The organism is Nitrincola lacisaponensis (assembly GCF_000691225.1).
In the GTDB taxonomy this organism is placed as follows: domain Bacteria; phylum Pseudomonadota; class Gammaproteobacteria; order Pseudomonadales; family Balneatricaceae; genus Nitrincola; species Nitrincola lacisaponensis.
The window spans coordinates 85,344-110,041 of the sequence record NZ_JMSZ01000021.1 but is presented as its reverse complement, the minus strand read 5'-3'; the positions used below and the strand labels follow the sequence as shown (position 1 = coordinate 110,041).

The following is a 24,698-nucleotide window of genomic DNA, read 5'->3' as shown; positions in this document are numbered from 1 at the left end:
CATACCGAAAAAAGTCCATGGATACAGTGCGTTTGCAAAACCGCTGTATCAATTACCCGAGTGACACCACACCCTGACATGCACACTCACCGTCCACGAATACTGATTCTCTCAGCCTATGATGCAGCCAGCCACCAACGCTGGCGACAACAATTGGTGAAGGCTCTGCCGGAATTTGACTGGCATTGCCTGTCGTTGCCGCCGCGCTACTTCAGCTGGCGTATACGCGGCAATGCACTGAGCTGGTTAAATGAACCTCTCCTGCAACAACCCTGGGACCTGCTGCTGGCGACATCCATGACAGACCTTGCCGGTCTGAAAGGTTTCCATCCATCTCTGGCACGCGTGCCCGCACTCCTCTACCTGCACGAAAACCAGTTTGCCTTTCCAGACTCCGGGCGTCAGTTCAACAGCTATGAACCTCAGATGATCAACCTCTACAGTGCTGTAGCAGCGGACCATTTGCTGTTTAACAGTGAATGGAACCGCCAGAGCTTTGTACAGGGTGTTGCCGGGTTATTGAAAAAACTGCCCGATGCATTGCCTAAAAACCTGCCGCAGACACTGCAACAGAAATCCTCTATTCTGCCGGTTCCGATTGAAGACACCCTGTTTGTAAAACGGGCACGCCTGACCCATACCGCTTGCCCGCACCTGCTTTGGAACCATCGCTGGGAATACGACAAAGGGCCGGACCGGTTGCTGAAGCTGCTGGATAAGCTGGTTTCGCAAGGGCAGGACTTTCGCTTGAGTCTGGTCGGTGAACAGTTCCGCCAACAGCCTGAAGCCTTTGCGCAGATCCAGCGTGACCATGCAGCACGTCTGCTGCACTGCGGATACCTGCCTCAGGTCAAGGATTACCACCAGTTGCTGCAACAGGCTGACCTGGTGATATCGACGGCACTGCATGATTTTCAGGGATTATCGATGCTCGAAGCCATGGCATCAGGTTGCCTCGCGCTGGCACCTGAACGTTTGGCCTACCCGGAATATATTCCACCGGAACACTGCTATGCCAGCTACCCTGAAGACCCGGATACTGAAGCAGATGCCGCCCTGTCACAATTAACCCGATGGCTCCAGACACCACCAGAACAACCGGCACCTGACGACTGGCGTCTGTCACAATTGACTCCGGCTTACCGGCAGATATTACAGCGTTTTCTGGCTTAACCTGGCAGCTCCATCAGCGATTCAAAGAATTCAACCACCACTTCCGAGGCTGGGCCATAGTAACCTTGGTCGACATCATTGCGGGTAGGTTCAAGGTTCAGTTCCACTGTCACCGCACCAGCCTGTTGTGCCACATCCATAAAGCCGGCGGCTGGATAGACTTTGCCTGAGGTGCCGATGGAGACAAACAGGTCGGCGACTGATAACGCATCAAAACACTGATCCAGCTGATACGGGACTTCACCAAACCAGACGATATCAGGACGCAGGGGTTGCGGTGTTGCACAACAACGACAGCGGTCAACCGCAGTTAGCTCACCCGTCCAGGGGTGTGACAATCCACTCGACTGACACAACGCACTCTGTAGTTGACCATGCATCGGGATGATGTGGCGACTGCCCGCACGCTGATGCAGATTATCGACATTCTGTGTGATCAGCGTAAAACGCCCACCACGACGCAGATGCTCTGCCTCAAATTCGGCCAGCATAAGGTGAGCCGCATTCGGTTCAAGCGCAGGATCGAGTAGCTGCTGACGGCGCAGATTATAGAACTGGTAGACTAGTCCGGGATTACGCTGAAACCCTTCCGGGCTGGCGACATCCTCGATCCTGTGGTCTTCCCATAGGCCATTTTGATCACGAAAGGTACGGATGCCCGATTCAGCTGAAATCCCGGCTCCGGTCAACACCACTATCTGTCTGTATCGCATCTGTCATACCTCTATTCAAGACTGAACTGCAGCTCAGCCAGTCGACGGTAGAGTGGAGAGGATTGTAACAATGCCTGATGTGTTCCTGAAGCCACCAGACGTCCCTGCTCCAACACCAGAATACGATCAGCCGAGATCACCGTCGACAGGCGATGTGCAATCACCAGCGACGTACGTCCCAGCATTAACTGATCCAATGCCTGTTGTACCCGCTGTTCATTTTCAGCATCCAGAGCACTGGTGGCTTCATCCAGTAACAGCACGCGCGGATCTCGAAGCAAGGCTCGGGCAATCGCCAGGCGCTGGCGTTGTCCACCTGAAAGCTGCATGCCTCCGGTTCCCAGCTGTGTATTCAACCCCTGCGGCAAACGCTGAATAAACTCCCAGGCCTGGGCCTGTTGTGCAGCCGTGATTAACGCCTGCTCATCCGCGTCCGCACGACCCAGGCGCAGATTGTCCGCCACACTACCGGTAAACAACACCGGTTCCTGGGATACCAGTGCCATACAACTGCGCAATGCCTGTGGTTCGAGGCTGTCCAGACGCACTCCGTCCAGGCACACCTCACCCTGCTGAGGATCATAAAAACGCAACAGCAGTTTTAACAGACTGGTTTTGCCGGCACCGGAAGGCCCCACCAGCGCCACCCGTTCACCGGGTTGAATAGTGATATCCAGATGATCCAGCACCCGGTTGTCAGGACGGGACGGATAGGCAAAGCTGACGGCCCGAAAAGACACTTCGCCTCTTATAGGTGAAGGTAAGGGGTTGGCAGGGTTCGGCACTGCAATCTGCGGCTGTGCATCCAGCAGTTCCAGCAAGCGCTCAGTAGCGCCCGCTGCCCGCTGCACCTCGCCAGCCACTTCTGCCAGGGTTGCCACGGCTCCGGCAGCAATCAAGGCATAAAACACAAAAGCCGTCAGTTCGCCAGGTGACATGCGCCCGGCCAACACATCCTGGCCACCCTGCCATAGAATCAGCCCTACAGCCGAAAAAATAATCAACATGGCAAAGCCGGTCAGCAAGGCGCGTTGCACAATCCTGGCACGGGCACTGTCAAACGCATCCTCGACCCGAGTCGCATACTGCTGCCGGTCCTGTGCTTCATGCACAGAAGCCTGCACTGTCTCAATCCCCTGCAGCACTTCTCCGGCGTAACTGCCCAGCTCCGCCACCCGGTCCTGGCTGGAGCGCGACAGACGACGTACCCGACGACCAAACCAGATCACCGGAACCACCGTCAGTGGAATGCCTACCAGCACCATCAATGTCAGTACCGGACTGGTAATCAATAAAAAAATCAGGGCGCCAATGAAGGTCAACAGATTACGCAACGCCATGGAGATCGAAGAACCAAACAGGCTCTGCAACACGCTGGTATCCGCTGTTAAACGGCTCTGAATTTCACCGGCGCCATTACGGGCAAAAAACTCCGGCTCCAGTGTCAGCAAATGATCAAAAACCGCCCGTCGCAGGTCAGCTGCCAGCCGCTCACCTATCCAGCTCACCCAGTAAAAACGTGCAGCTGATGCCAACGCCATGACAGCAACAACGGCAAGGGTCGCCAGCAACCCGCGATTCAGCCAGCGAGGATCACTGGCAGCAAAGCCCCGGTCTACCACCAGCCGGAGCCCCTGACCCAGCAGCAAGACACAGCCTGCTGCAAGCATCAAGGCCAGTGCCGCCAACACTATCTGGCGCTTGTAGGGTGACAGGAAGCGCCCCAGGCGCCAGAACAAGCCAGGTTGAATACCCAACAGCAAGTGGTTTTTAGCCATGCATCTCCCTGACACAGAGTGTCAGCCACGTCCTTTCACCCTTGAAAGAATCAAAGTGATTGTAGAGCAATTGCCATCTGATGATACAGCGGTATACCCAACATCACATTCAACGGGAAGGTCAGGCCCAGTGCAGCCAGCATTGCCAGACCGATATTCGCCTCAGGTATCGCATTCCGAATGGCCGCGGGGGCCGCAATATATGAAGCACTCGCGGTCATACTGGCCAGAATCACGACTGACCCCAATGGTAATGCCAGCCATACCCCCATCAGCAAACCGGCTATCGCCAGCACAGGTGGAGCGACTAGAGCAAACACCAGCACTCGCCATTGGGCACGCGGGAAAGGTCTCAGCGTCGTGGCGGCAGTCAACCCCATATCCAGCAGGAAGAGAGCCAATACCACCTGAAATGCGCCCGTCAGCAGACCGGTTACATTGGCACCCTGATCAGGACCATACATAAAGCCGATCAAGACACCACCGACCAAGAGAATCACACCGCGATTGGTCAAGGCTTCATGCCATAGGCCTGCCATCGTCCCCTGCTTTGCCGGTTGTGCCCGACGATACAGCAACAGGGCCATAATAATCGCCGGTAACTCCAGCATCACCAGATACAACGTGACTTCAGGACCTACCGTCAGCAAATGGGTCTGACTGTAGGCCAATGCCACCGCGAAAGTCCCCGCGCTCACGGAACCATAGTGCGCAGCCAGACTGGCACTGTCTGCCAGGGACAAACGCACCAGGCGACGCAGCAAAGGCATCAGTAATAAGGGTGTCAAGGCGCCAATCACCGCAATACCCAGCAGTTCAGGAATCAATGACAGGCGCAGTTGACCGTGCAGTGCAAAACCGCCTTTCAGGCCGATAGTCAACATCAGCAGCAGACTCAACAGGTCATAGGCCGCCTTGGGCACACTCAGATCTGAACGGACCAGTCCCGCAACCAGCCCAAGCAGAAAAAACATCACCACAATATCCGGCATTCTGATTTCACTCCATTCAGTCAAAGTTGGCGCATTCTGCCCCGAATAGAATATTTAGACTAATTAAATTAATACACATATAGTATAGATAATTATCTATAGGCCATATTCCCATGAAGCTACGCCACCTGACTTTCCGCCTGCTTGAAGTATTCACCCAGGTCATTAAAACCGGCAGTATCAGTGAGGCCGCTCGTCAGTTACATTTAACGCAACCTACCGTCTCCCTGCAACTTAAACGCCTGAGTGAAGCGATTGGTGAACCCTTGCTGGAGATCGATCGCCAGGGTATTCGCCTGACCGATACCGGGCAGATGGTCTATGCCGCAGCGCTGGATATGCTGGGGCGGGTCGATGACCTGCAGGATCAGCTTCACAGTGTGCAGGCCGGGCAGCACGGACGTTTCAGTATTGCCATGGTCAATACCGCCCAGTATGTCTTGCCAAGATTACTGGGGCCATACAGCAAGACCTTTCCTGACGTGGACTTGACCCTTGAGATAGGTAACCGGGAGCAAGTATTGCAACGCTTTAACCAGCAACTTGATGACATCTATATCTTCAGTCATCCCCCGGCACTGGACCACGCCGCCGCTGCACGATTTTTACGTAACCCTCTGGTGATTATCGCCGCCGCAAATCACCCGCTGGCTCAAGCGTCCGAGATCTGCCTGAGCGATCTGCTCAAAGAACGTTTTTTACTGCGTGAACCCGGATCGGCGACGCGGATGTTGTTTGATGGCTGGTTACAAACTCAGGGCTTGCAACTCAACCGCAGCCTGCAAATGGCCAGTAATGAAGCCATACGTGTCGGTGTCGCTGCGGGTATGGGAATTGCTGTTATCTCACGTCATGTCATTCCCAGCGGTGCAACCGGGCTGGTTGAGCTGACGGTCCCCGGCTTTGCACTGGAAAGCCATTGGCACTTTATCGTTCGCCGGGACAGACGCCTGCCCCATGCTGCACGGCGCTTTCTTCAATTTGCTGATGCAGAGCTGGAGAACTGCCTTGACCCAGCCTATGTTTGCCACGAAACGGATCAACTGTTACTGACACTGGCAACGCCTCTGGAAGCAGAATAACTGGCATATTTTATGCTTGATTTTTTTGTTTAAGTTTAAGTGTCTGCTAAGTTTGTTATAAACAAACCTGTCATCTGTACTGATCAATGGCGCCAGGAGAAGTGATGCATGGCTTATCAATGTGTATTGGGTGAACAACGTTATCAGTTCCAGGATCTGAAAGCCTTGATGGCACGCGCCACCCCGCTACGCTCGGGGGACTGTCTGGCAGGCGTGGCAGCTCAGGATGCGCAGGAACGTGTTGCAGCGCAAATGCTGCTGGCCGATCTGCCGTTGAAAACCTTTCTGAACGAAGCCCTGATTCCCTATGAGACCGATGAGGTCACCCGGCTGATTCTGGACACCCATAACACAGCCGCCTTCGCACCTGTAGCACACCTGACGGTTGGAGATTTTCGTGACTGGCTACTCTCCGATCAGGCCGACACAGTGACACTGCAACAACTGGCCCCCGGACTCACGCCGGAGATGGTCGCAGCCGTCAGTAAAATCATGCGCGTGCAGGATCTGATCCGGGTAGCCGCCAAGTGTCAGGTTATCACTCGCTTTCGAAACACTCTCGGGCTACCTGGACGCCTGTCTACCCGTTTACAACCTAATCACCCGACCGATGATCCCATGGGCATTGCGGCCAGTGTCCTGGATGGGCTGCTCTACGGCAGTGGCGATGCCGTTATCGGCATCAACCCGGCTACCGACAACTATCAGGCTGTGACCACGCTGATGCAGATGCTGGACGACGTCATTCAACGCTACGACATTCCGACTCAATTCTGCATCCTAAGTCATGTCACCACACAAATTGAGGCGATACACAAGGGTGTACCTGTCGATCTGATTTTTCAGTCCATCGCCGGTACCGAAGCGGCCAACACCAGCTTTGGTATCAATCTGGCACTGTTGGGTGAGGCTTTGGAAGCCGGCCGCTCTCTACAGCGCGGCACGCTGGGTAACAATCTGATGTACTTCGAAACAGGTCAAGGCAGCGCCCTGTCAGCAAACGCACACCATGGTGTCGATCAGCAAACCTGCGAAACCAGAGCCTACGCTGTGGCACGGCATTTTGATCCATTACTGGTCAATACGGTGGTGGGTTTTATCGGCCCTGAATATCTCTACGATGGTAAGCAGATCATCCGTGCCGGGCTCGAAGACCACTTCTGCGCCAAACTGCTTGGCGTCCCGATGGGGTGTGATATCTGTTATACCAACCATGCCGAAGCGGATCAGGATGATATGGATATGCTGCTGACACAGCTGGGGGTCGCCGGAATCAACTTTATCATGGGTATTCCGGGATCAGATGACATTATGCTGAACTACCAGACCACCTCGTTTCACGATGCGCTGTATATACGTCAGGTTCTGGGTAAAAAACCGGCACCCGAGTTTGAGGCCTGGCTGCAACGCCAGGGTATTTTTGATGCACAAGGGCGACTCAGTACCGGTAGCCAGCTACCCGGTGCCTTTGCCGAATTGAACCTGAACCTGCGTTGAGGAGTGCCCGAGTATGTCCGACCCTGTCATTCACAATAGCTGGCAACTGTTGCGCCGTTTTACCGATGCACGTATCGGGCTGGGACGCGCCGGCATCAGCCTTCCCACACGAGAGCAACTGGCGTTTCAGTTGGATCATGCACGTGCACGCGATGCTGTACACCTGCCGCTGGATGAGGATGCCCTGCAACAACAACTGCATGAAGATGGCTTTGAAGTCTATCGCCTGAGCAGCCGGGTACGTCATCGGCAGGAGTACTTGCAGCGTCCCGATTTTGGACGACGTCTCAATGAAGCCTCGGTCGACTATCTGCAACATCAGGCCAACCAACGCTCAGCGCCCGACACGCTGATCGTTATCGCCGATGGTTTATCGTCCACTGCGGTTGCCGCTCATGCAGCCCCCATGGCTCGACGCCTGGGCGCGGCGCTCAACCATGAAGGCTTGAGACCCGGACCTGTCTGCCTGGTCAGCCAGGGACGTGTCGCTGTCGGTGACGAAGTGGGTGAATTACTGCATGCCCGCTCAGTGATTTTACTGATCGGCGAGCGTCCCGGACTCAGCTCACCTGACAGTCTGGGGATCTACTACACCTACGCACCCAGAGTGGGCCTGACAGACGCGGCCCGTAACTGTATCTCCAACATTCGGCCCCAGGGGCTGAGCTATGATGAAGCCACAGACAAGCTGATGTTTTTGCTGATGGAGTCTTACCGAAGGGAGCTATCAGGCGTACAACTTAAAGACACCTCTGTGCGTAAAAACACCTCTGGACTGGAGTCATCAAAACAGAATTTTCTGTTACCCGGGAAACATTAAATCCGCTCGTCCGGATAAGACTGAGACAGTATCCAGGCCTCCAGTGCCTGCTGAGATTTCACATTCCACTTGTTGGATTGCAGCTGCCTGGCCCAGCCCAATAAGCGTACCTGTTCCGCTTGTGACCAGGTTGACGCATTGACCTGCAATTCAAGCGCATCACGGCGGGCATGTGTTCGTGATTTCAACTGCTGCAGGAAGCTCAGGCCACGTGCCATCACGACAAATGGAAAATTGGGATGCCGAACAGGACCTATCAACCGCTTTGTTTTCACACCGGGTAACGCCAGGCGAGAACCCGGTTTCTGTTTCGAGACAAGCCAGCCACCTGCCGTACCCACAAGTCCTCCGGTAACAGCCCCCAATAACAGAGACGCTCCTCCGGTCCCCAGATCCAGCAAGGAGCCCGCAGCGGCACCGGCAGCCCCGGATACGATCAGTAGTTCTTTGGAGGTCAGCCCCCAAAAAGACCAGTGCTCTGTATTCATCAATTGATTAAAATCTTTCACCCAGTCCGGCTGTGTTTCCAGTGCCAAACGCTGATAACCACTCTGCTTTAACCACAGCTGGAATTGCGTCTGTTCCGCCTGATTCAGTTGCCGATGCAAAGCGGCTTCAGGAGACTCACCTAGCATTCGGGCTTGCTCATCCAGGGTGCGTGTCATCTGTTCACACCAATAGGCGGCCAACTGCTGTGCATCGTGCTTCATGCGATCCGGCTCACGCCGTTGCAAATGAGTAATCAAGCGTTCAATCGCGGCTTGCTGCGCCGGTTCAGCCAGCTCATTCATCGCACGCAGTAGCTGCAATCGTGAGTCTAGCTGTGCATTCATGGGATCAAACACTCTCACCCACTGAAAATACTGATTCAATGTCTGGCGCCACTCCTGCTGATGCGCTGTACCTGCCATCGGATTGATCACCGCCATACGAGGCTGGCCGGTCCAACGCAAGATTTCCATTTCAGCCAGATCACTGGCAGAAACCGGTCCTGCAGCATCTGTCACATAGATAATACCAGCACCCTGCATCACCGGTGTCAGCAATTCAACCTCGTCCGGAAAACGCTGCCGATGCTCCGCTGTCGCCAGAAATGCCCTGACCCTGTCTGCACGTTGATGGGGAGCAACTGCTTCAGCCTGCAACCAGGCCAGCACCTGGCGTGCACGTTGAAAACCCGGTGTGTCAGTCAATGTCAGTAGCAACTGCTGGTCCGCACTGAACGAAAAGCTGTCAGCCTGTCGCGTCGTACCGGATACGGCGCCCACCTGAACGGTATCATTCTCGGTAAGCGTCGACACAATAGAAGATTTACCCTTGTTCGGATGTCCAACAACACAGAAATGTGCGACAGCTGCCATCTCAGGCCTCCAGCCAGATCAATTGATGCTGTTGGGCAAACACTTTCCAGCTTTCACGCGCATGGGAGGGAGCATCCAGATCCTGCTCCCAGATCTGAAGTGCTTGCTGGACTCCCTGAGCCGATGCCTGCTGTATCCGGTCCGCCATTTCTGCCAGCGGTGAGCGGCGCAGGTCAACACACCAGACCAGTCTGGCGGGCCGACGTTTGAGAAGCATCTGCCATTGTTGTTGATCCTGCTCCCAGGAGCCGAGCCCCAGCACCAGGCCATCGGCTGAGGGTTTGGACACTTCCCAAAACACGCGTTCAGCATCCTGCCAGGCTGAACAGGACTGCTGCTGTAACTCACTGGGGCTGAAACAATTGATATCTGCAGACACGGCATTCTGTTGCGCCGACACAGACAGCTGCGTGACAGTACGATGACGCAGTTGCAGCAGGCAAACCAGCATCAGCAAAACACGTGGCAACAGGTTATAAATCAGCAGACTCGCCAATAAGAAAGGCCACCAGTCACCCGCATTGCCAGCATCTGCGGTGGACGGTGCAATACGAATAAAGCGGGTGTTCTCAATCAGGGTTAAATCCGGCACCGCTGCAGGCCAGTATGCCTGCCAGTGCACACTGATCAACTGCGTCAGCTGATAAATACGTTGCGGATCATCCACCAGTGTCGAGCTCCAGCCAAACGCCAGATCCGTAAACAATAACAGCGCCAGAAACGCAGCCAGAACACCTGTTGCCGTCAGGCACCACAACTGATGCAGCTTCAGCCAAAGCTTGAGCTGTACCTGAGGATCAAGTTGCCAATGCTGCAAGCCAGTGAACCGGAGTATCCAGGGAACCTGCTGTTTACGAAACATCATCCACCCGGAAACACAGGCACCGACAAAGGGCAGTCCGGCCCACACCAGCCAGACCAGCATCAGGTTAATTCGACCATCCGGCGTATAGCGCAAGGCAGCCGCTCCGATCAGGATGCCAAACAGGAAAGCCAGCGGATAGAGCCAGAGGGGTAATTGAAACTTCAAGCCTGATCCCTAATTTTATTCATGTACAAGCCCACTATCATACCGACTGCCCGCACCAGACGGTAGCACTCCGGGATGACCCGGGCGGTATCTGGCACTTCCAGGATAATTAAGTAGGCGCGAAAGTTGCATTCCTATCAGGGATATGAATTTATGGAGAGGAATGTATGCTGTTTTTTTCAACGCCATCACGACTCGATCCTCGCGACACACCCACTGCCGAGTGGTTAACTGCTATCGAGTCTGCTCAGGAAGACGCGCTGTTGAACGCCAGGGATCTGCCGCATTTCTTACAGCAACAACTGCAGGATCCATCGATTGCCACAGTCACTCAGCCCTTGTGTGCCGCATTGGACCGTCTGGATGCGCTGCAACGACATACACAACACAGCCTGGGGGTTACACGTAACACGCTGCTGGAAATCGCCGGAAAAACCTGTGAGCAGCAAGACTATCTGCTCAGCTCCAGACAATCGGTTCAAACAGGCTCGGCAGAGGCAGAGCACCTGCGCACTGAAGTTGAGCAGGAACTGCAATCGGTGCACCAATTTTTTTCAGAACAGCTCTCCCGCTTGCGTGGTGACATGAACACCAAAGCCGAGCATGCACGTGAAGTTATTGAAGGGATCGATAAAATAGGTAAAACCGTAGACCTGCTGGCCTTGAATGCCGCGATCGAAGCCGCACGTGCGGGTGAAGCGGGTGCCGGTTTCGCGGTTGTCGCCGATGAAGTCCGCCTGTTGGCCCGACGCACACGGGAGAGTGCACGTAACGCCTATGAGCAAATCGACCTGTCACCTCTGGAACAGGCCATTCTGGAGCTTCTGGATCGGTCAGAAGCACGCATTGCAGAGTTATCCGGCCAGGTTGAACGCTCTCTGGAACGCTTGCACCAGTTGCTTGCCGGGATGACCGATCACCTGGATGAGATAGACAGCAACAATCGCATCATCAATGCCACACTGGAAATAGGCAGTGGAGCTGGCGAACGCGCTGATCAGAAAATCCACCAGGGACGTCAGTTAATCTCTCTGCTTGTCCCGCAGGCAACACGAAAAACAGCTGTTCAGCAGCAATGGCAGCACACCTGCCATCAGCAGCATATTATCACCGACCCAAACTTTGATCGTCTTAGTGCAATTCGTTCCCGGGGCGTCATTCGTATTGCCATCGAACCTGATTTTAAAGGTCTCTCGTTTCGTTCAGATAATCATGCCCCCTTACAGGGTTTCGATGCCGAAATGGCTCGCCACTTCGCCCAATCAATCGGAGTAAAATGTGAATTTATCGAGCAACCCTGGGATCTGTGTACCCAACTGCTCGACTGTCATGATCATCCTGATGAGACGGCTGTCGATCTTGTCTGGAGCGCCCTGCCTCCAAACCCGAACTATGAAGGTGTCGCCTTTTCTGAACCCTATGTCTATCTTCCCTATATTCTGGCACGTCGCCAGGGAGATGAATCGATACAGGGTATTGAAAGTCTGCAAGGCAAGGTATTGGGGTGCATCAATGATCCTGCCGCCTTTACCACGCTGGAAGATGCCGGTTTGCGCTGGCGCAGTAATCAGCAGGTGCCAGGTGGGCAGATTCAACTCTCAAACTTGTTGGCCTACACCAATCAAAGCTGGATTCATGATGCCCTCTGTAATGGCACCGTCAACGCCTTTGCTGTTGATCTGCCAATCTATTACTGGGCAGCAACAGATCCACAAAGCCCCTGGTTTAACCGGATAGAACTGCTGCCCGGCAATCTTGCCAATGAATACTGGCATTACAGCGTAGGGGCCAGTAATCATCCCGCCAGCCGAAACCTGTTAACCGCTGTTAATCAGTTTATTCAGGCGTTCCGTAAACGTCCTGAATATCGCGAACTGAATCAACGCTGGATGGGAAAAGTCTGGTAGAGAAAAATAGCGTCCGCTTGAAAAGCGCATTATGATGAGCGCCACTTTTTCTGTGGAGATGCAATCGCGATGTTAAGTGTAAATGAGTATTTCGAAGGCAAGGTGGTATCGATTGGCTTTACGGCTGAGCAAGGTCCGGTTACCTCCGGCGTCATGGCTCCCGGTGAGTACACCTTTGGCACCAGCCAGAATGAACGCATGTGTGTAACACACGGTGAACTCGTGGTGAAACTGCCTGGTCAACAGGACTGGCAGGCTTTCCCGGCAGGCACTGAGTTCAATATCAGCGCTGGCGATTCATTTGATCTGAAAGTCGCCGCGCCAACAGCCTACCTGTGCTACTACAGCTAAGCCGCTTCGGGATGGTCCATGACCATCCCCTGCCAACCGTTTTATTTGGGCCCCAGCAAAAACCACAGTATAAAACCAAGCAAGGGCAACACGAGGATCAAGACCACCCACAAGACTTTCACACCGGTTGTGGCACGACTCTGGACGATACGAATAATCGCATAGACATTCAGAACCAGCAGTAAAAGCCCCAAAATCCCTGACACTTCGATTGAAATCACTTTCGACTCCTTTTGTATTTCATTGGTCCCCAGAGCATACCTCAAGGCGTTTTTTCAAACCACTTGAGCACTTAATTATCATTGAGTGGCGCATGCACTGGCATTCCGATACGACCTATACCCGGCAGGTTCAGTGCCAAGGGCCAGAAATCCACCCCCGCATTCAACCCCAGAAAATTGATCTCCAGCCCCTCCTCTCTGGCCAGCAATACCCCAAACAGGCCCGCCAGAGAAAGCTGAATACCTGTACCACTCGGTGCTTTTGCAAAAATCCCTCCGTCAGGCAGATAGTCTTTGCCGATAGCGGTGGGGGGCAGATTGACCCTCAGTTCAGGTACTTCACGCGCCAGATAGGCGATAAAGGTATTACTGTTTGGCCCTGGCCAGATACGGTACTCATGGTTATGAGAGTAGCCCTCTGCAGCCTGATACAACCGCTCAATCAGGGCATCTACCTCTTCCCCTCCACGGAGATCACGTAATAATACCGGCGGGTTACCGTACCAATAGCCATCCGGGACTCCTCGTGCAATACGAACGGCCTCTCCGCCACGCGCCACATTAAAGCCCATCACTTCAAAGCGGGTAAAATGTTCACTGCCCCGGGGCTTGACGGCGATCCAGCTATGCACTCCAAACGCACCTCGCCAGCGAAAGGCTCGCGCGGCATAAACCTGTATCACGGCTTCATCTATCCCGGGTACATCCGTCAATAGACCCGCACTATCCAGACGTGCCGTACGCCAGTCTGCATGACGTTCGTCTCCGCTCCAGTGAGAGGTCAGCGCACACCCTACCGGTATAAAAAACACCAATACAACAAACACCAATGAACGCAACAACCATTTAAATCCTGTTCTCAACACAATGATCACCTTATTCTCCAGTCTGGACATAAAAGTTCATGAAATATTTATGAACAATAAAACTTTTAAGGTTGACTTTAAAAATTATCCGACTAAAATTTGCAACGACTTTTAAACCAGAGGTGAAATAAAATCTAATGGACGACCCCAGTAGTCGATTATACCAGAGTAGGATTATCCGTTCAGACGGTGACTGTCCTGCACATGGAATTTCCTGACCCAGAGCCTCTTTCCGACTCTATCCGTCAGGTCAATCCAGTGCCTGACATGCTGCAAATCGCACACCTTCCGCCCGAACCGACAAGCCTACTCTTTTAAAGCCGTTTGCAACAGACCAAGTCTGTAGTCATCTGACTGTATCTGTTCAGTTGGGTCCAAACGTGTTTTTAAATCATATTTCCGACATCATCGGTATTTATAATGCCGAGGGTTTTTTATGCGCCGAATATACTCAGTGATTATTCAGTGCAGGGATTTTATTACCTCATCAAACCAAGAGGGTGATAACAATGGAATTTGAAGACCTGGTCCGTGAACTTCGGGCAATTCGTATCAGCGGAAATATTCAAGCCATGGAAAACCTGCTGGAACAGGTATTGATGGCAGATATTGCCGATGCACTCCAGCTGCAACTGGCACAGCAAACCTTCAGAATACAGGAAGTACGTGATCTGCTGCTGTTGATGTCTGATGACAGTGCCGCGGCGTTGCTGGGCTACTTCCCACCCGATCTGCAGGAAAAGCTGGTCGCACTGATTGAAACCTCTCGTTTGGCACGTCTGATTGATGCCATGCCTCATGACGAGCGTGCAGACCTGTTCAATCTGCTGTCAGAGGAAGCACAGCAATCCCTGCTGCGTGACATGAGCCAGCCTGAGCGTGAAGACATGCAGCAGCTGGCAGCCTACGAGGAAGGCACAGTCGGTTCGGTAATGACCTCTGATTTTGCCATTCTGGAGGCCCTGTCCACTGCTGCCGAGGGTATCAAGCAACTGCGCCAGACCGGTAAGGATAAAGAAACCATCTATCAGGCTTATGTGGTTGATGATAATCGCTGCCTGGTGGGCACCGTCTCTCTGCGTGACCTGATCATGGCTGAACCGGAAGAGCGGATTCTGGATTTTATGGTGATGGACCCACTCTATGTGCGTGCAGATGAAGCTCGTGAACTGGCTGCCCAGGCAATCAGTAAATATGACCTGCTGGCGATTCCGGTACTCAATGCGCAGAATCAGATGGTGGGTATCGTCACCATTGACGATGCGATGGATGTCGCATCTGAAGAAGCAGACCTGGATTTCCGCAAGGTCGGTGCCGTTGGCACTATAGCGGGCGGTCTGAAGGAAGCCAGCATTCGCCTGCTATATAAAAAGCGTGTGTTCTGGCTGGTCCTGCTGGTGTTCGGCAATATTTTTTCCGGCGCTGGGATAGCCTACTTCGAAGAAACCATTGAAGCCTATATCGCCCTGGTCTTCTTCTTGCCACTGCTGGTTGACAGTGGTGGTAATGCGGGCTCCCAGTCTGCCACGCTGATGGTGCGCGCACTGGCAACCGGTGAGATTATCATGAAAGACTGGGCAGGCATGCTGGGCCGCGAACTGGCCGTTGCAGGCTTACTGGGCGCCACCATGGCCGCCGCTGTTTCCCTGCTGGGTATTTGGCGCGGTGGTATGGAGATCGCTCTGGTCGTAGCACTGACCATGCAGCTGGTCGTTGTTGTCGGCAGTGTGATTGGCATGTCCCTGCCTTTCCTGCTCAGCAAACTGAAATTTGATCCGGCCACAGCCAGTGCGCCGTTGATTACATCGATTGCGGATGCCTGCGGTGTCATCATCTATTTCAGTGTCGCCACCATGATACTGGATATTCCTGCAGCACTGGCCTGATAACCCACGGAGGACCAGATAATGATGCATACAGCACTCAATCTGTTAATGCCCCTGATGCTGGCCTCTGCTCTGGGCGCTCTCGTCGGAATGGAGCGCCAATGGCGCCAGCGCATGGCCGGACTCAGAACCAATGCGCTGGTGTCCCTTGGGGCAGCCAGCTTTACCCTGATGTCAATGATGGTCGAGGGTGATGCCAGTCCGACACGTGTCGCCGCACAGGTGGTTTCCGGCATCGGTTTTCTCGGTGCTGGTGTCATTATGAAAGAAGGTGCCAATATCAAGGGACTGAATACTGCAGCTACACTCTGGTGCTCTGCGGCTATAGGTGTGATGGCGGGTGCCGGATACTTTATGGCGGCGGTTGTGGTAGCCAGCGTGATCCTGGCCACCAACATGCTGCTGCGGCCACTGGTTCGCCTGATCAATCGGCAGCCTATGGATGAAGCGCAACAGGGTGAAATCTGGTGGCAGTACTTGCTGGAAATTACCTGCCGCGAACAGGAAGAGGCACATAATCGCGCCTTGTTGCTGGAAGGTCTTGCAGACAGCGGCCTTCAATTACAGAAGCTTGAAAGTGAAAACCTGCATGATCAGGATACATTGCGCGTTTGTGTCAGAGCACGATTGATGGCAACAGAACGCAATGATCCGGTGGTTGAAAAGGTAATCGGTCGTCTTAGCCTGGAAGCCTCCGTCACCTCGGCTGGCTGGGATGTGAAAGAGTTATAAACAGGCGATTGCTATTCTCTAAATCTGAGATATAGTGAATAGCACAATCATCAACCCTGCGATACGTACGGATACCGCCATGAAAATCAAGTTGATACTCGCTTTTCTGCTGTCCATGCTGATCAGCAGCAGTACCCTGGCTGCTGATTATTACATCGACATCACCAACAATACAGGCTACACCATTTACTACCTCTATATCAGCCCGGAGAAATCCACCAGTTGGGAAGAGGATGTTCTGGGAAGCGAAGTGATGCGTCATAACGAAACTCGTCGGGTCACGCTGAAAGGCTATAAAAGCCCGAAGTTTGATATACGCCTGATTGATGAGGATGATGATACCTACACCTTCTGGGGTGTCGATGTCTCCACACGTGATCTGGTCGTGACACTGGATGACCTCGATTAATTTTCTCGAGCGTTTTTCAGCGCGCCGCCCCTACAGCAAAACCAGTGCATCCAGTCAACTGGATGCACAGTTAGAGAGTGATCGAGGCCGGATTATCAACTCGGCGGCGGTACGTCGCTTGCAGCAGAAAACCCAGGTGTTTCCGCTGGAGCATAACGCCGCCGTCCGTTCTCGTCTGACCCACTCACTGGAAGTCCAGCAAACTGGCCGTTTTATTACCCGAACCCTGTTCGACAAGCTGGGGGCTGATGCCGCACGCTACGGTCTGTCGGGCTGTGAGCGTGCCACCGAAAGCCTGGTCGAAATGGCGTGCCTGATGCATGACATAGGCAATCCGCCTTTTGGCCATTTTGGAGAAGCCGCGATCTCTCGCTGGTTCAGTGAACATATCGATCAATTACCCGGATTCATGCTGCCAGCCAGTACACCAGAAGGACAGTTACTGGCTCAACAACTGAAACGGGAACTCTGTTCTTTTGAAGGCAATGCACAGGCCATCCGGCTGATCAGCCAATTACAGAAGCTGAACCTCACCTACCTGCAATCTGCCTGCATACTCAAATACACCCGTTGTGCGACAGACCCCAAACCGGATGCCCAACAGCCACTCAGTTACCTGCAAAAGAAACCTGGCTACTATTTTTCGGAACGCCAATTCATCCAGGATATGCAGACGGTCCTGGCAATCAAACCAGGGCACCGCTTTCCCCTCACCTACCTGATGGAAGCGGCGGATGACATCTCTTACTGTCTCGCTGATCTGGAAGATGCCGTCGATAAAGGGATCTTGAGTATCCGTCAGCTCACACATCTGCTCATTGAGCAGTTTGCCCGACTGCGACCACTGGATGCCGACGACAAGCATTTTCAAGCGCCCGGCAGACGCAGTGCCAGCAGTTTTACTGAACTGGTCCGGTATGCACTGGACCGTGCAGATAAAGAAACCATCAACAAGGACCATGAGTTTTTTGTCTGGCTCAGAGTTGGCCTGATCCATCCACTGGTACAGCATGCCGCTCAAGCCTTTATCGATCATATCGAAGACATCTATGCAGGACGTTTAAACCGTGCCTTACTGGAAGATGACTCCCCATGCCACGCCCTTGTCAGCACCCTGAAAAAAGTGGCTATCCGCCATGTGTTCTCGGTTGATGAAGTGAAAACACTGGAGCTGCAAGGTTATCGCATTCTGACCGGACTGCTGGATCATTACTCTCCGCTGCTCAAACTCTCCCGTAGCCAGTTCCGCCAACTACTGGATGGCAAGTCACAAGGTATGCTGCTGGAAGGTTTATTGGTCAGACGCCTGCCCAATAAACACATCAAAGCCTATCACCAGCTGTGCCAGGAACCGGTCGGTGATGTGGATATATGGGAAAGCTACTGCCGTTGCCGCCTGATTCAGGACATGATCAGCGGCATGACGGATCAGTTTGCGCTGGATGAATTCAAAACGCTATCGGTAGTGTAACCCTGACTAGCGCAGGGTGCCGCTACTGACACAAGTCTGGCGTTTAAACCAGTTTTGCTGCCATTGACCAATAAAAAATCCCAGCAGTATAAAGCCACATGCCAACAGCTTGGTGTTATCGACCAACTCTCCATGAAACAGCATGCTGCCGAGCATACCAAACACCGGTGTCAACATAGTCAGTGGCGCAACCGTTGACAGTGGGTACTTGGCGATGAGCCGATTCCACACCCAATACCCCAACAAGGTGGTAGGGTAGGCCTGAAACAACACCGAGAACCAGACACTGGCGTTCATCTGTGCAGGCAGGTTCGTAAACACCTCCGGTCCATAGGACATCAGCGCCAGCAGTGCCAAGGGAGCAGGCGCGAACAGCATGCCCCAAACACTAAACGCAAACACCTGCTCAGGTTTGGCCAGTTTGACAATCAGACCTATCACACTCCAGCTAATGGCTCCAATAAGCACCAACAACAAACCGGCCAAAGGAACAGAGCCATCCTGAAGACCCAGACTGGCCAAAACGCCAATCAGGATCAGTACAGCCCCAATATATTGACGAATCGTAATTCTCTCTTTCAACACAAACCAACCAATCAATAGACTGGAGATCAGACTCAAATCCATAAGGACACCCGCCATTCCGGCAGATACACCCAGTGAAATCGCTGAAGTCATCATTCCCCAGACTCCGACACCAAAAGTGATACCGTACCCAATCAGATAGCGCAGTTTCACACGTGGATATCGAATGAAAAAAATCACCGGCAATACGGCAAAGGTAAAACGCAGGGTTGTTAATACGATTGGATTGATTTGATCCGCACCGAGCTTGATAACGGAAAAGTTAAATCCCCACAAACACATAATGGCCAGACCGACCAGCAGATCCTTTAAACGCATGACGCTCTCTCCCCTACCCTCAGTAGTGTGTAGCCATCAGTGTCACACCCGGGAAAGAAAGATAACAGATTCAATTTATGAAAATAAAAAGTATACAGTTTGCAATACAGCCGTTAATCTTGATCGTCACCGAGCCAGTTAACGGGATTGCCATTAGAGGATTTGTCATTCGATGCGATACCAGGGGATTGCCGAAAAAATTATTGACGATATTAGCCATAAAAAACTGGCTCAGGGCAGTCGTATGCCCTCATTGAGAAAACTGGCGCAGCAATTTGATGTCAGCATGACAACAGCGATCAACACCTACCACCACCTGGAAGAACTGGGCTGGATCATCGCCAAGCCTCAATCGGGTTTTTATGTTTCTCAACCACTGTTATCTTCCCAAACACCCGCCTTACCCCAATTCCGCAGTCAACCGAAAAGCCTCGCCTTTCGGGAATCAGAGATTGACTATCTGACGGGTTTGCAGCAACCGGGTCCTTTGGGCATTTCTCAGTTGGGCCCGTCAATGATGCCTATAGAAAGCCTGCAACGTAGCATGAAACGCGGTCTCAAACGCCTGGATCAACAACTGTGCTCCTACCCTGATCGACAGGGAGATCCGGCACTGAGAAAAGCGCTGGCACAGCACTTCTCGAACCAGGGCTTTCCATTCAAGGATGAAGAACTGGTGATTACCGGCGGGTGTATCAATGCAGTACGCATGGCGCTGGAAACCGTATCGGGTCCGGGGGATACCATCGCGGTTAACTCACCCTGTTTCAGTGGTCTGCTGGAACTTTTGGCCGAACTTGATCGCCAGGTGATAGAGATACCCTCAACAGATGAAGGTGTCGACCTGGACCAGTTTGAACACTTGCTGCAAGCAACAACAATCAAGGCGGGTTTGTTTAGTACATCACATATGAACCCCCAGGGGATCAGTATGTCTGCGCAACAAAAGCAGCGACTGGCAGAGCTGGCAAATCAGTACCAGACTCCCGTCATTGAAGATGATATCTATATCGAACTGGGGCAGGGCAAAACACTCCCCCTGCCTGCCAAGCATTGGGACAAAGGCGGTTTTCTACTCTGGTGCAGCTCAGTCTCCAAAACCCTCAGCGCAGGTTTACGACTCGGCTGGTGTTTGCCAGGACGTTTTCTAAATGCCTATCTACACAGACATGCCGTCAGCCACTTCGGTATCAGTACGCCTGTACAAGCAGGGCTGACAGACTTTATCAGCACCGGTCAGTATCAGAGTCATCTCAATAAGGTACGTCTGACCCTGCAACAAAACCTGCGAGATTATCGAGCCTTTTTGATGCAAACCTTACCGCCGGACACAGCCATCAGCAGCCCCACGGGTGGCATGGTACTGTGGTTACAAATTCCGGGACTGAACAGTAAACATCTCTGGAAACGGGCAGTCCAGCAACAGCTGGACCTGCGCATCGGCCCCGCATTTACCACGCTGGACTTGTATCAGAGCTATGTACGTCTTAACGCTGGCTGGCCACTGGATGAGGCGATTCAATCCCGACTGGAGCACTTTTCAGCCCTCGTTGATCAAAGCCTTGCCCTGGACCAGCCCGTCCCTTAATCAATTCGATAGCGCCCCACCTGGGATTCGATCTGTTCAAACGCCTGCTGGAATTCAACAGTGGATGCGTCCACTTCCCGAAGGGTGTTCAGATTGTGTGTAGCCAGATCACGGATGCGGACAATATTCTGGTTAATATCGCCTGCAACCTGGCTTTGCTCTGCTGCAGAGCTGGCAATCTCAGCCGTGACTTGCTGCACCGCATTCAAGCTGGTAACAATCGCCCGAAATGATTCACCCGCCTCTGTCACCAGCTCAACATTGGTATTCACCAGCAACTGGTTGTCCTGCATCAAGCCAACAGCCTGATTGACACCTGCATCCAGACGATCAACCATGACACGAATTTCATCAGTGGAACGCTGAGTCCGACCGGCAAGTGCTCTGACTTCATCTGCGACAACGGCAAATCCCCGTCCCTGCTCACCCGCCCGCGCTGCTTCAATGGCTGCATTCAGTGCCAGTAAATTGGTCTGTTCCGCTACATTCCGGATTACTTCCAGTACCGAAAAAATGGCTTCACTGGCGGAACGCAGCTCTTCAGTAACCCCTATCAAACTGTCACTGTGTGACGACTGATCCGTAATGTTGCGACTCAGTTTATCCAGAGACAAACTCCCCTCTTCAGCACGCAGGCTGGCATCCCGGGTCGCCTGATCAGCTTGTTGAGCATGCACAGCCACACCTTCAGCGGTGCAGGCCATTTCATTGATAGCCGTCGCAACCAGTTCCGTTTCACTGTCCAGTTGATCTGCCGCAGAAACGGAGCTGGATGCACGCTGATGCAACGACTCCAACGACAATACCACGCTGTGCATGGACTGACGGATATTGCGAACCATATCCTGAAGGCGTGTCAGCATACGGTCAAATCCACGCCCAAGTGCTCCGATCTCATCCTGACTTTTTGAATTAAAGCGCTGGGTCAGATCCGACTCACCTTCGGTAATGCCCGACAGCACTGTCACCGTCTGGTTAATGGGTACAATGACCTGACGCCGGATCAAGGCACCCAGTACCATCATAATCAAGAAGGCTGCCACCATTATCACCAGCACGGCTTTCACAGAATTCGCCAAGGCGATAGAGCTGACCTCCTGTGTCGAGATGCCTGTGGCAATCTGATAACCCCAGGGTGTAAAGGTTGAAGTTTCTACACGCCAATGGCCGGGGGTATTGAGAATATTGGTCACTTCATCCGCTTCCATATGACCGGAATGTAATCGCACACGCCCCTGACCATCAAGTAAGGCAATAAAGCCCTGATCCAGAATGTGTGTACGCTGAATCACGTCCTGCAAGGCCTGCAAATCTGCCGAGTAACCTACATACCAGATTCCGATCACCTCACCTGCAGTATTTCGGATCGGCTCATACCCTGTCAAAAAAGGGTTCCCAAGGATATCCACCTGCCCATAGAAGGCACGCCCTTCCCGGTTAGCCCGAATCGCAGCCCCCTGAGGATCCAACAGAGTGCCGATAGCACGCTGGCCCTGATTGATCACATTGGTAGATATGCGCACAAAATCGTCACCGCTTCTGGAGAACAGCGTCGCTGTGCCACCCATTACTGAGGTCACACCATCCACCAGTTCGAAACGATTTGCCTGCCCCTGATCACCCAGCAACAGCTCGGCAACCATCCGCCCATTAACACTGACAGCCTCGCCCTGATTGGCGCGTCCCAATGACTCACCACGCTCCATCAATAAACGCATACTGCTACGCACCCGTTCCGACATGATACTGTCTGTAACAGACAATAATGAGGTGACATTCGCAACAGCATCCTGGCGTATCGATTCAGCAGCTGCCTGCATCTGAATACGCTGATTCAGAAAAGTGCCGGCGGCTGCAATCACGGCGACCAGCGCAATAAGGCCGCCCAACATCAAATAGATTTTCTTTTGTAAGTTCATTGGCAGTCCTGATGCTAAAATATAGTCCTAGTACTTTAGTATGATATTAAAACACGATCTCATCTAGCAATAAATATACCAGCGCAGTACAACACCCCTTCACGCACTCAGTTGTTAATAAATCAAACGCACTTTTTCAGCTGACAAGCGATTACGCAGAGTCGGCACGGGTGCCTGATCCATCACCACCACATCATAATCGGTCAGATGTCCGGCACTGCAACTGGCTTCAGTATCGAACTTGGAGCTGTCCAGCAGCAGTATCCGTAGTCGGGCATTTTCCAGCAGTGCCTCTCGAGCCATCACTTCATCGGTATTGTAGTCATACAACTGTCCCTGCCGATTCATACCGCCTACCGATACAATGCCGACATCCACCCGAAAACGGGAGAAAAAACGCAGCGCATCTCCGCCCACCACATCCTGATCACGCTTTCTCACCAGACCACCAGCAATAATCAGTTCGCAGTCAGGGTGATGACACAGCTGTGTTGCCGCATGCAGGTTGTTGGTCATTACCCGAATTCCCTGGCGGGCACTGAGCAGCATGGCCAACTGCTCAACCGTTGTACCGGTTCCCAGAAACAGGCTGTGGTAATCACTGATCAGTGTCAGACAATGCTCGGCAATCACCTGTTTGCCACTGCGATTGACGATCTGACGCTGATCAAATTCGACATTCTCACGACCGGGAAAAGGGGCTGCACTGCCATGTTGACGCATCAGCAGACCTCGGTTGGCCAAGACCCGAACATCACTGCGAATGGTTTGTATCGTGACACCAAATTGCTTCGCCATGGACTCCAGCGACTGTCGGCCTGATTGATTGATTAAAGCCACGATCTGCTGTCGACGCTGCAGTGTATTCATTCACCCGGCTCCTCTGTCAAAAAGCGAAAACAAAAGACATGCAAGCGAAAGAACACCACCTGCATGCGAAAGCTTAATGTCACTTTATTGTCATTTGATGACACTAGGCTATGCACTTCATTCGACCTAACTGGAGATGCTGTCATGTCAACCCCAACACTGCGCACATGGTTATTGGCTACTGCTCTGACACTGCCGGGTGCGGCTTTCGCCCAACAAACACTGACGCTGTATACCAGCCAACCCAACACTGATGCTCAAATGACAGTGGATGCCTTTACCCGCGCCAACCCGGATATTCAGGTTGACTGGGTACGCGATGGCACCACCCAACTCATCACCCGCTTGCGTGCTGAACTGAGCGCAGGCATCAGCAAACCCGATGTGCTGCTGATTGCTGACAACGTAACGCTGGAATCCCTGAAGCGTGAAGGTCTGTTACAGGCTTACCTGAGCCCGGAGCGCGACGCCTATGATGCCGAGCTGTATGACGCGGAAGGCTATTACTATGGCACCAAGATGATTACCACCGGCATCGCGTATCACACCCGTGCATCGCAGCAACCAGACAGCTGGCAAGATCTGGTGAATGAGCAATACCGTAATCAGGTTGTCATGCCGAGTCCGCTCTATTCTGGTGCAGCTCTGATTCATCTGGCTGCACTCACCGACCAGGCCGAACTGGGATGGGATTACTATGCAGCCCTCAAGCAAAATGGAGCATCGGCCCAGGCAGGCAATGGTGCCGTACTCTCTGCCATCACCGCCGGTACACATCCCTATGGAGTGATCGTGGATTTCATGGCGATTCGTGAGGCGGCCAAAGGCTCGCCAATCCAATTCGTATTTCCACAGGAAGGCGTCACCGCCGTCACTGAACCGGTGGCCATTCTGAAAGATGCGGCTCAACCCGAAGCCGCACAGCGTTTTGTGGATTTTCTGCTCTCTGCAGAAGGCCAGCAGTTGGTCAGCGAGCAGGGATACCTGCCTGCACGTGAAGGGATCGAGCCACCTGCCGGATTTCCGTCACGGGATAGCATTCAGCTGATTCCGCTGAATGCCGCCAAGGCACTGGATGATGCCGAGCCCAACAAACAGCGCTTCAGTGAACTCTTCGGCGGTTAATCAC

General features: G+C 53.0%; 22 protein-coding genes. 12 read left to right on the top strand and 10 right to left on the bottom strand.

What is annotated here, in order from left to right; genetic code table 11:
- Positions 1-78 precede the first annotated feature (78 nt).
- Positions 79-1,173, top strand: coding sequence for a tRNA-queuosine alpha-mannosyltransferase domain-containing protein (locus ADINL_RS07680; RefSeq protein ID WP_036545981.1), 1,095 nt, complete (start codon positions 79-81; stop codon positions 1,171-1,173).
- On the opposite strand, the gene cobB is transcribed toward ADINL_RS07680, so the two are convergent.
- From cobB to ADINL_RS07665, 3 genes are read right to left on the bottom strand one after another with little or no spacing between them, the layout of a single operon-like run.
- Positions 1,170-1,886 (bottom strand): Sir2 family NAD+-dependent deacetylase, encoded by a 717-nt coding sequence (gene cobB / locus ADINL_RS07675; protein WP_036545978.1) that lies wholly within the window; start codon positions 1,884-1,886, stop codon positions 1,170-1,172. The two genes, ADINL_RS07680 and cobB, sit on opposite strands and share 4 nt — an antisense overlap.
- Before the next feature lie 11 nt (positions 1,887-1,897).
- Complete coding sequence (locus ADINL_RS07670) at positions 1,898-3,664, bottom strand: ABC transporter transmembrane domain-containing protein (RefSeq protein ID WP_036545974.1); 1,767 nt, start codon at positions 3,662-3,664, stop codon at positions 1,898-1,900.
- Positions 3,665-3,714: 50 nt separating this feature from the next.
- On the bottom strand, positions 3,715-4,656 hold the full coding sequence (locus ADINL_RS07665; protein WP_036545971.1) for a sodium-dependent bicarbonate transport family permease: 942 nt from the start codon (positions 4,654-4,656) through the stop codon (positions 3,715-3,717).
- 113 nt (positions 4,657-4,769) lie between these two features.
- On the opposite strand from ADINL_RS07665, the gene ADINL_RS07660 reads away from it, so the two are divergent.
- The 3 genes from ADINL_RS07660 (at position 4,770) to eutC (ending at position 8,055) form a co-directional block, all read left to right on the top strand.
- Positions 4,770-5,738 carry a LysR family transcriptional regulator gene (locus ADINL_RS07660; RefSeq protein WP_036545968.1) on the top strand — a complete coding sequence of 323 codons (969 nt, stop codon included), beginning with the start codon at positions 4,770-4,772 and terminating at the stop codon, positions 5,736-5,738.
- Between the two features lie 108 nt (positions 5,739-5,846).
- On the top strand, positions 5,847-7,235 hold the full coding sequence (locus ADINL_RS07655; protein WP_036545965.1) for an ethanolamine ammonia-lyase subunit EutB: 1,389 nt from the start codon (positions 5,847-5,849) through the stop codon (positions 7,233-7,235).
- A gap of 13 nt (positions 7,236-7,248) precedes the next feature.
- On the top strand, positions 7,249-8,055 hold the full coding sequence (gene eutC / locus ADINL_RS07650; protein ID WP_036545962.1) for an ethanolamine ammonia-lyase subunit EutC: 807 nt from the start codon (positions 7,249-7,251) through the stop codon (positions 8,053-8,055).
- On the opposite strand, the gene ADINL_RS07645 is transcribed toward eutC, so the two are convergent.
- Together ADINL_RS07645 and ADINL_RS07640 are read right to left on the bottom strand one after the other, a co-directional pair.
- Positions 8,052-9,416 carry a DUF3482 domain-containing protein gene (locus tag ADINL_RS07645; protein ID WP_051632646.1) on the bottom strand — a complete coding sequence of 455 codons (1,365 nt, stop codon included), beginning with the start codon at positions 9,414-9,416 and terminating at the stop codon, positions 8,052-8,054. The genes eutC and ADINL_RS07645 overlap by 4 nt on opposite strands.
- A gap of 1 nt (position 9,417) precedes the next feature.
- Positions 9,418-10,446 (bottom strand): DUF2868 domain-containing protein, encoded by a 1,029-nt coding sequence (locus ADINL_RS07640; RefSeq protein ID WP_036545960.1) that lies wholly within the window; start codon positions 10,444-10,446, stop codon positions 9,418-9,420.
- 167 nt (positions 10,447-10,613) lie between these two features.
- Here ADINL_RS07640 and ADINL_RS07635 point away from each other — a divergent pair, with 167 nt between their 5' ends.
- Both ADINL_RS07635 and ppnP read left to right on the top strand, forming a co-directional pair.
- Positions 10,614-12,353: a methyl-accepting chemotaxis protein gene (locus ADINL_RS07635; protein ID WP_051632645.1), complete on the top strand. Its 1,740-nt coding sequence runs from the start codon at positions 10,614-10,616 to the stop codon at positions 12,351-12,353.
- 69 nt (positions 12,354-12,422) lie between these two features.
- Positions 12,423-12,704: a pyrimidine/purine nucleoside phosphorylase gene (gene ppnP, locus ADINL_RS07630; protein ID WP_036545957.1), complete on the top strand. Its 282-nt coding sequence runs from the start codon at positions 12,423-12,425 to the stop codon at positions 12,702-12,704.
- 41 nt (positions 12,705-12,745) lie between these two features.
- On the opposite strand, the gene ADINL_RS07625 is transcribed toward ppnP, so the two are convergent.
- Positions 12,746-12,925: a PLDc N-terminal domain-containing protein gene (locus ADINL_RS07625; RefSeq protein ID WP_036545953.1), complete on the bottom strand. Its 180-nt coding sequence runs from the start codon at positions 12,923-12,925 to the stop codon at positions 12,746-12,748.
- 71 nt (positions 12,926-12,996) lie between these two features.
- Positions 12,997-13,800, bottom strand: a complete 804-nt coding sequence (locus tag ADINL_RS07620) for a DUF3750 domain-containing protein (protein ID WP_239644349.1) — start codon at positions 13,798-13,800, stop codon at positions 12,997-12,999.
- 500 nt (positions 13,801-14,300) lie between these two features.
- Here ADINL_RS07620 and mgtE point away from each other — a divergent pair, with 500 nt between their 5' ends.
- From mgtE to dgt, 4 genes are all read left to right on the top strand, one after another.
- On the top strand, positions 14,301-15,677 hold the full coding sequence (gene mgtE / locus ADINL_RS07615; RefSeq protein ID WP_036545951.1) for a magnesium transporter: 1,377 nt from the start codon (positions 14,301-14,303) through the stop codon (positions 15,675-15,677).
- Positions 15,678-15,698: 21 nt separating this feature from the next.
- Positions 15,699-16,409: an MgtC/SapB family protein gene (locus tag ADINL_RS07610; protein WP_204368213.1), complete on the top strand. Its 711-nt coding sequence runs from the start codon at positions 15,699-15,701 to the stop codon at positions 16,407-16,409.
- Positions 16,410-16,488: 79 nt separating this feature from the next.
- Positions 16,489-16,818, top strand: coding sequence for a hypothetical protein (locus ADINL_RS07605; RefSeq protein WP_036545949.1), 330 nt, complete (start codon positions 16,489-16,491; stop codon positions 16,816-16,818).
- The gene (dgt, locus tag ADINL_RS07600; RefSeq protein ID WP_036545947.1) at positions 16,805-18,289 is read left to right on the top strand and encodes a dGTPase; all 1,485 of its coding nucleotides are present in this window, start codon (positions 16,805-16,807) and stop codon (positions 18,287-18,289) included. Before ADINL_RS07605 ends, dgt begins: the two co-directional genes overlap by 14 nt.
- Before the next feature lie 6 nt (positions 18,290-18,295).
- On the opposite strand, the gene ADINL_RS07595 is transcribed toward dgt, so the two are convergent.
- A complete protein-coding gene (locus tag ADINL_RS07595) occupies positions 18,296-19,192 on the bottom strand; it encodes an EamA family transporter (RefSeq protein ID WP_036545944.1) in 897 nt (298 codons plus the stop codon).
- A 172-nt stretch (positions 19,193-19,364) separates the two neighbouring features.
- Between ADINL_RS07595 and ADINL_RS07590 the strand changes: the two genes are divergently transcribed.
- Positions 19,365-20,780 (top strand): aminotransferase-like domain-containing protein, encoded by a 1,416-nt coding sequence (locus ADINL_RS07590; RefSeq protein ID WP_036545942.1) that lies wholly within the window; start codon positions 19,365-19,367, stop codon positions 20,778-20,780.
- Here ADINL_RS07590 and ADINL_RS07585 read toward each other — a convergent pair.
- Complete coding sequence (locus ADINL_RS07585) at positions 20,777-22,699, bottom strand: methyl-accepting chemotaxis protein (RefSeq protein WP_036545939.1); 1,923 nt, start codon at positions 22,697-22,699, stop codon at positions 20,777-20,779. The two genes, ADINL_RS07590 and ADINL_RS07585, sit on opposite strands and share 4 nt — an antisense overlap.
- A gap of 114 nt (positions 22,700-22,813) precedes the next feature.
- Positions 22,814-23,569: a DeoR/GlpR family DNA-binding transcription regulator gene (locus ADINL_RS07580; protein ID WP_036545936.1), complete on the bottom strand. Its 756-nt coding sequence runs from the start codon at positions 23,567-23,569 to the stop codon at positions 22,814-22,816.
- Between the two features lie 144 nt (positions 23,570-23,713).
- Here ADINL_RS07580 and ADINL_RS07575 point away from each other — a divergent pair, with 144 nt between their 5' ends.
- On the top strand, positions 23,714-24,694 hold the full coding sequence (locus ADINL_RS07575) for an ABC transporter substrate-binding protein (RefSeq protein ID WP_036545934.1): 981 nt from the start codon (positions 23,714-23,716) through the stop codon (positions 24,692-24,694).
- Positions 24,695-24,698 lie beyond the last annotated feature (4 nt).

Bases quoted from the DNA above. Each gene is read 5' to 3' on its own strand.
- ADINL_RS07665 (WP_036545971.1), bottom strand. From the start codon at position 4,656: ATGCCGGATATTGTGGTGATGTTTTTTCTGCTTGGGCTGGTTGCGGGA.
- ADINL_RS07645 (WP_051632646.1), bottom strand. From the start codon at position 9,416: ATGGCAGCTGTCGCACATTTCTGTGTTGTTGGACATCCGAACAAGGGT.
- ADINL_RS07660 (WP_036545968.1), top strand. From the start codon at position 4,770: ATGAAGCTACGCCACCTGACTTTCCGCCTGCTTGAAGTATTCACCCAG.
- mgtE (WP_036545951.1), top strand. From the start codon at position 14,301: ATGGAATTTGAAGACCTGGTCCGTGAACTTCGGGCAATTCGTATCAGC.
- ppnP (WP_036545957.1), top strand. From the start codon at position 12,423: ATGTTAAGTGTAAATGAGTATTTCGAAGGCAAGGTGGTATCGATTGGC.
- ADINL_RS07605 (WP_036545949.1), top strand. From the start codon at position 16,489: ATGAAAATCAAGTTGATACTCGCTTTTCTGCTGTCCATGCTGATCAGC.
- eutC (WP_036545962.1), top strand. From the start codon at position 7,249: ATGTCCGACCCTGTCATTCACAATAGCTGGCAACTGTTGCGCCGTTTT.
- ADINL_RS07655 (WP_036545965.1), top strand. From the start codon at position 5,847: ATGGCTTATCAATGTGTATTGGGTGAACAACGTTATCAGTTCCAGGAT.
- ADINL_RS07635 (WP_051632645.1), top strand. From the start codon at position 10,614: ATGCTGTTTTTTTCAACGCCATCACGACTCGATCCTCGCGACACACCC.
- ADINL_RS07610 (WP_204368213.1), top strand. From the start codon at position 15,699: ATGATGCATACAGCACTCAATCTGTTAATGCCCCTGATGCTGGCCTCT.
- ADINL_RS07680 (WP_036545981.1), top strand. From the start codon at position 79: ATGCACACTCACCGTCCACGAATACTGATTCTCTCAGCCTATGATGCA.
- cobB (WP_036545978.1), bottom strand. From the start codon at position 1,886: ATGCGATACAGACAGATAGTGGTGTTGACCGGAGCCGGGATTTCAGCT.
- ADINL_RS07580 (WP_036545936.1), bottom strand. From the start codon at position 23,569: ATGAATACACTGCAGCGTCGACAGCAGATCGTGGCTTTAATCAATCAA.
- ADINL_RS07585 (WP_036545939.1), bottom strand. From the start codon at position 22,699: ATGAACTTACAAAAGAAAATCTATTTGATGTTGGGCGGCCTTATTGCG.
- ADINL_RS07575 (WP_036545934.1), top strand. From the start codon at position 23,714: ATGTCAACCCCAACACTGCGCACATGGTTATTGGCTACTGCTCTGACA.
- ADINL_RS07590 (WP_036545942.1), top strand. From the start codon at position 19,365: ATGCGATACCAGGGGATTGCCGAAAAAATTATTGACGATATTAGCCAT.
- ADINL_RS07670 (WP_036545974.1), bottom strand. From the start codon at position 3,664: ATGGCTAAAAACCACTTGCTGTTGGGTATTCAACCTGGCTTGTTCTGG.
- ADINL_RS07595 (WP_036545944.1), bottom strand. From the start codon at position 19,192: ATGCGTTTAAAGGATCTGCTGGTCGGTCTGGCCATTATGTGTTTGTGG.
- dgt (WP_036545947.1), top strand. From the start codon at position 16,805: ATGACCTCGATTAATTTTCTCGAGCGTTTTTCAGCGCGCCGCCCCTAC.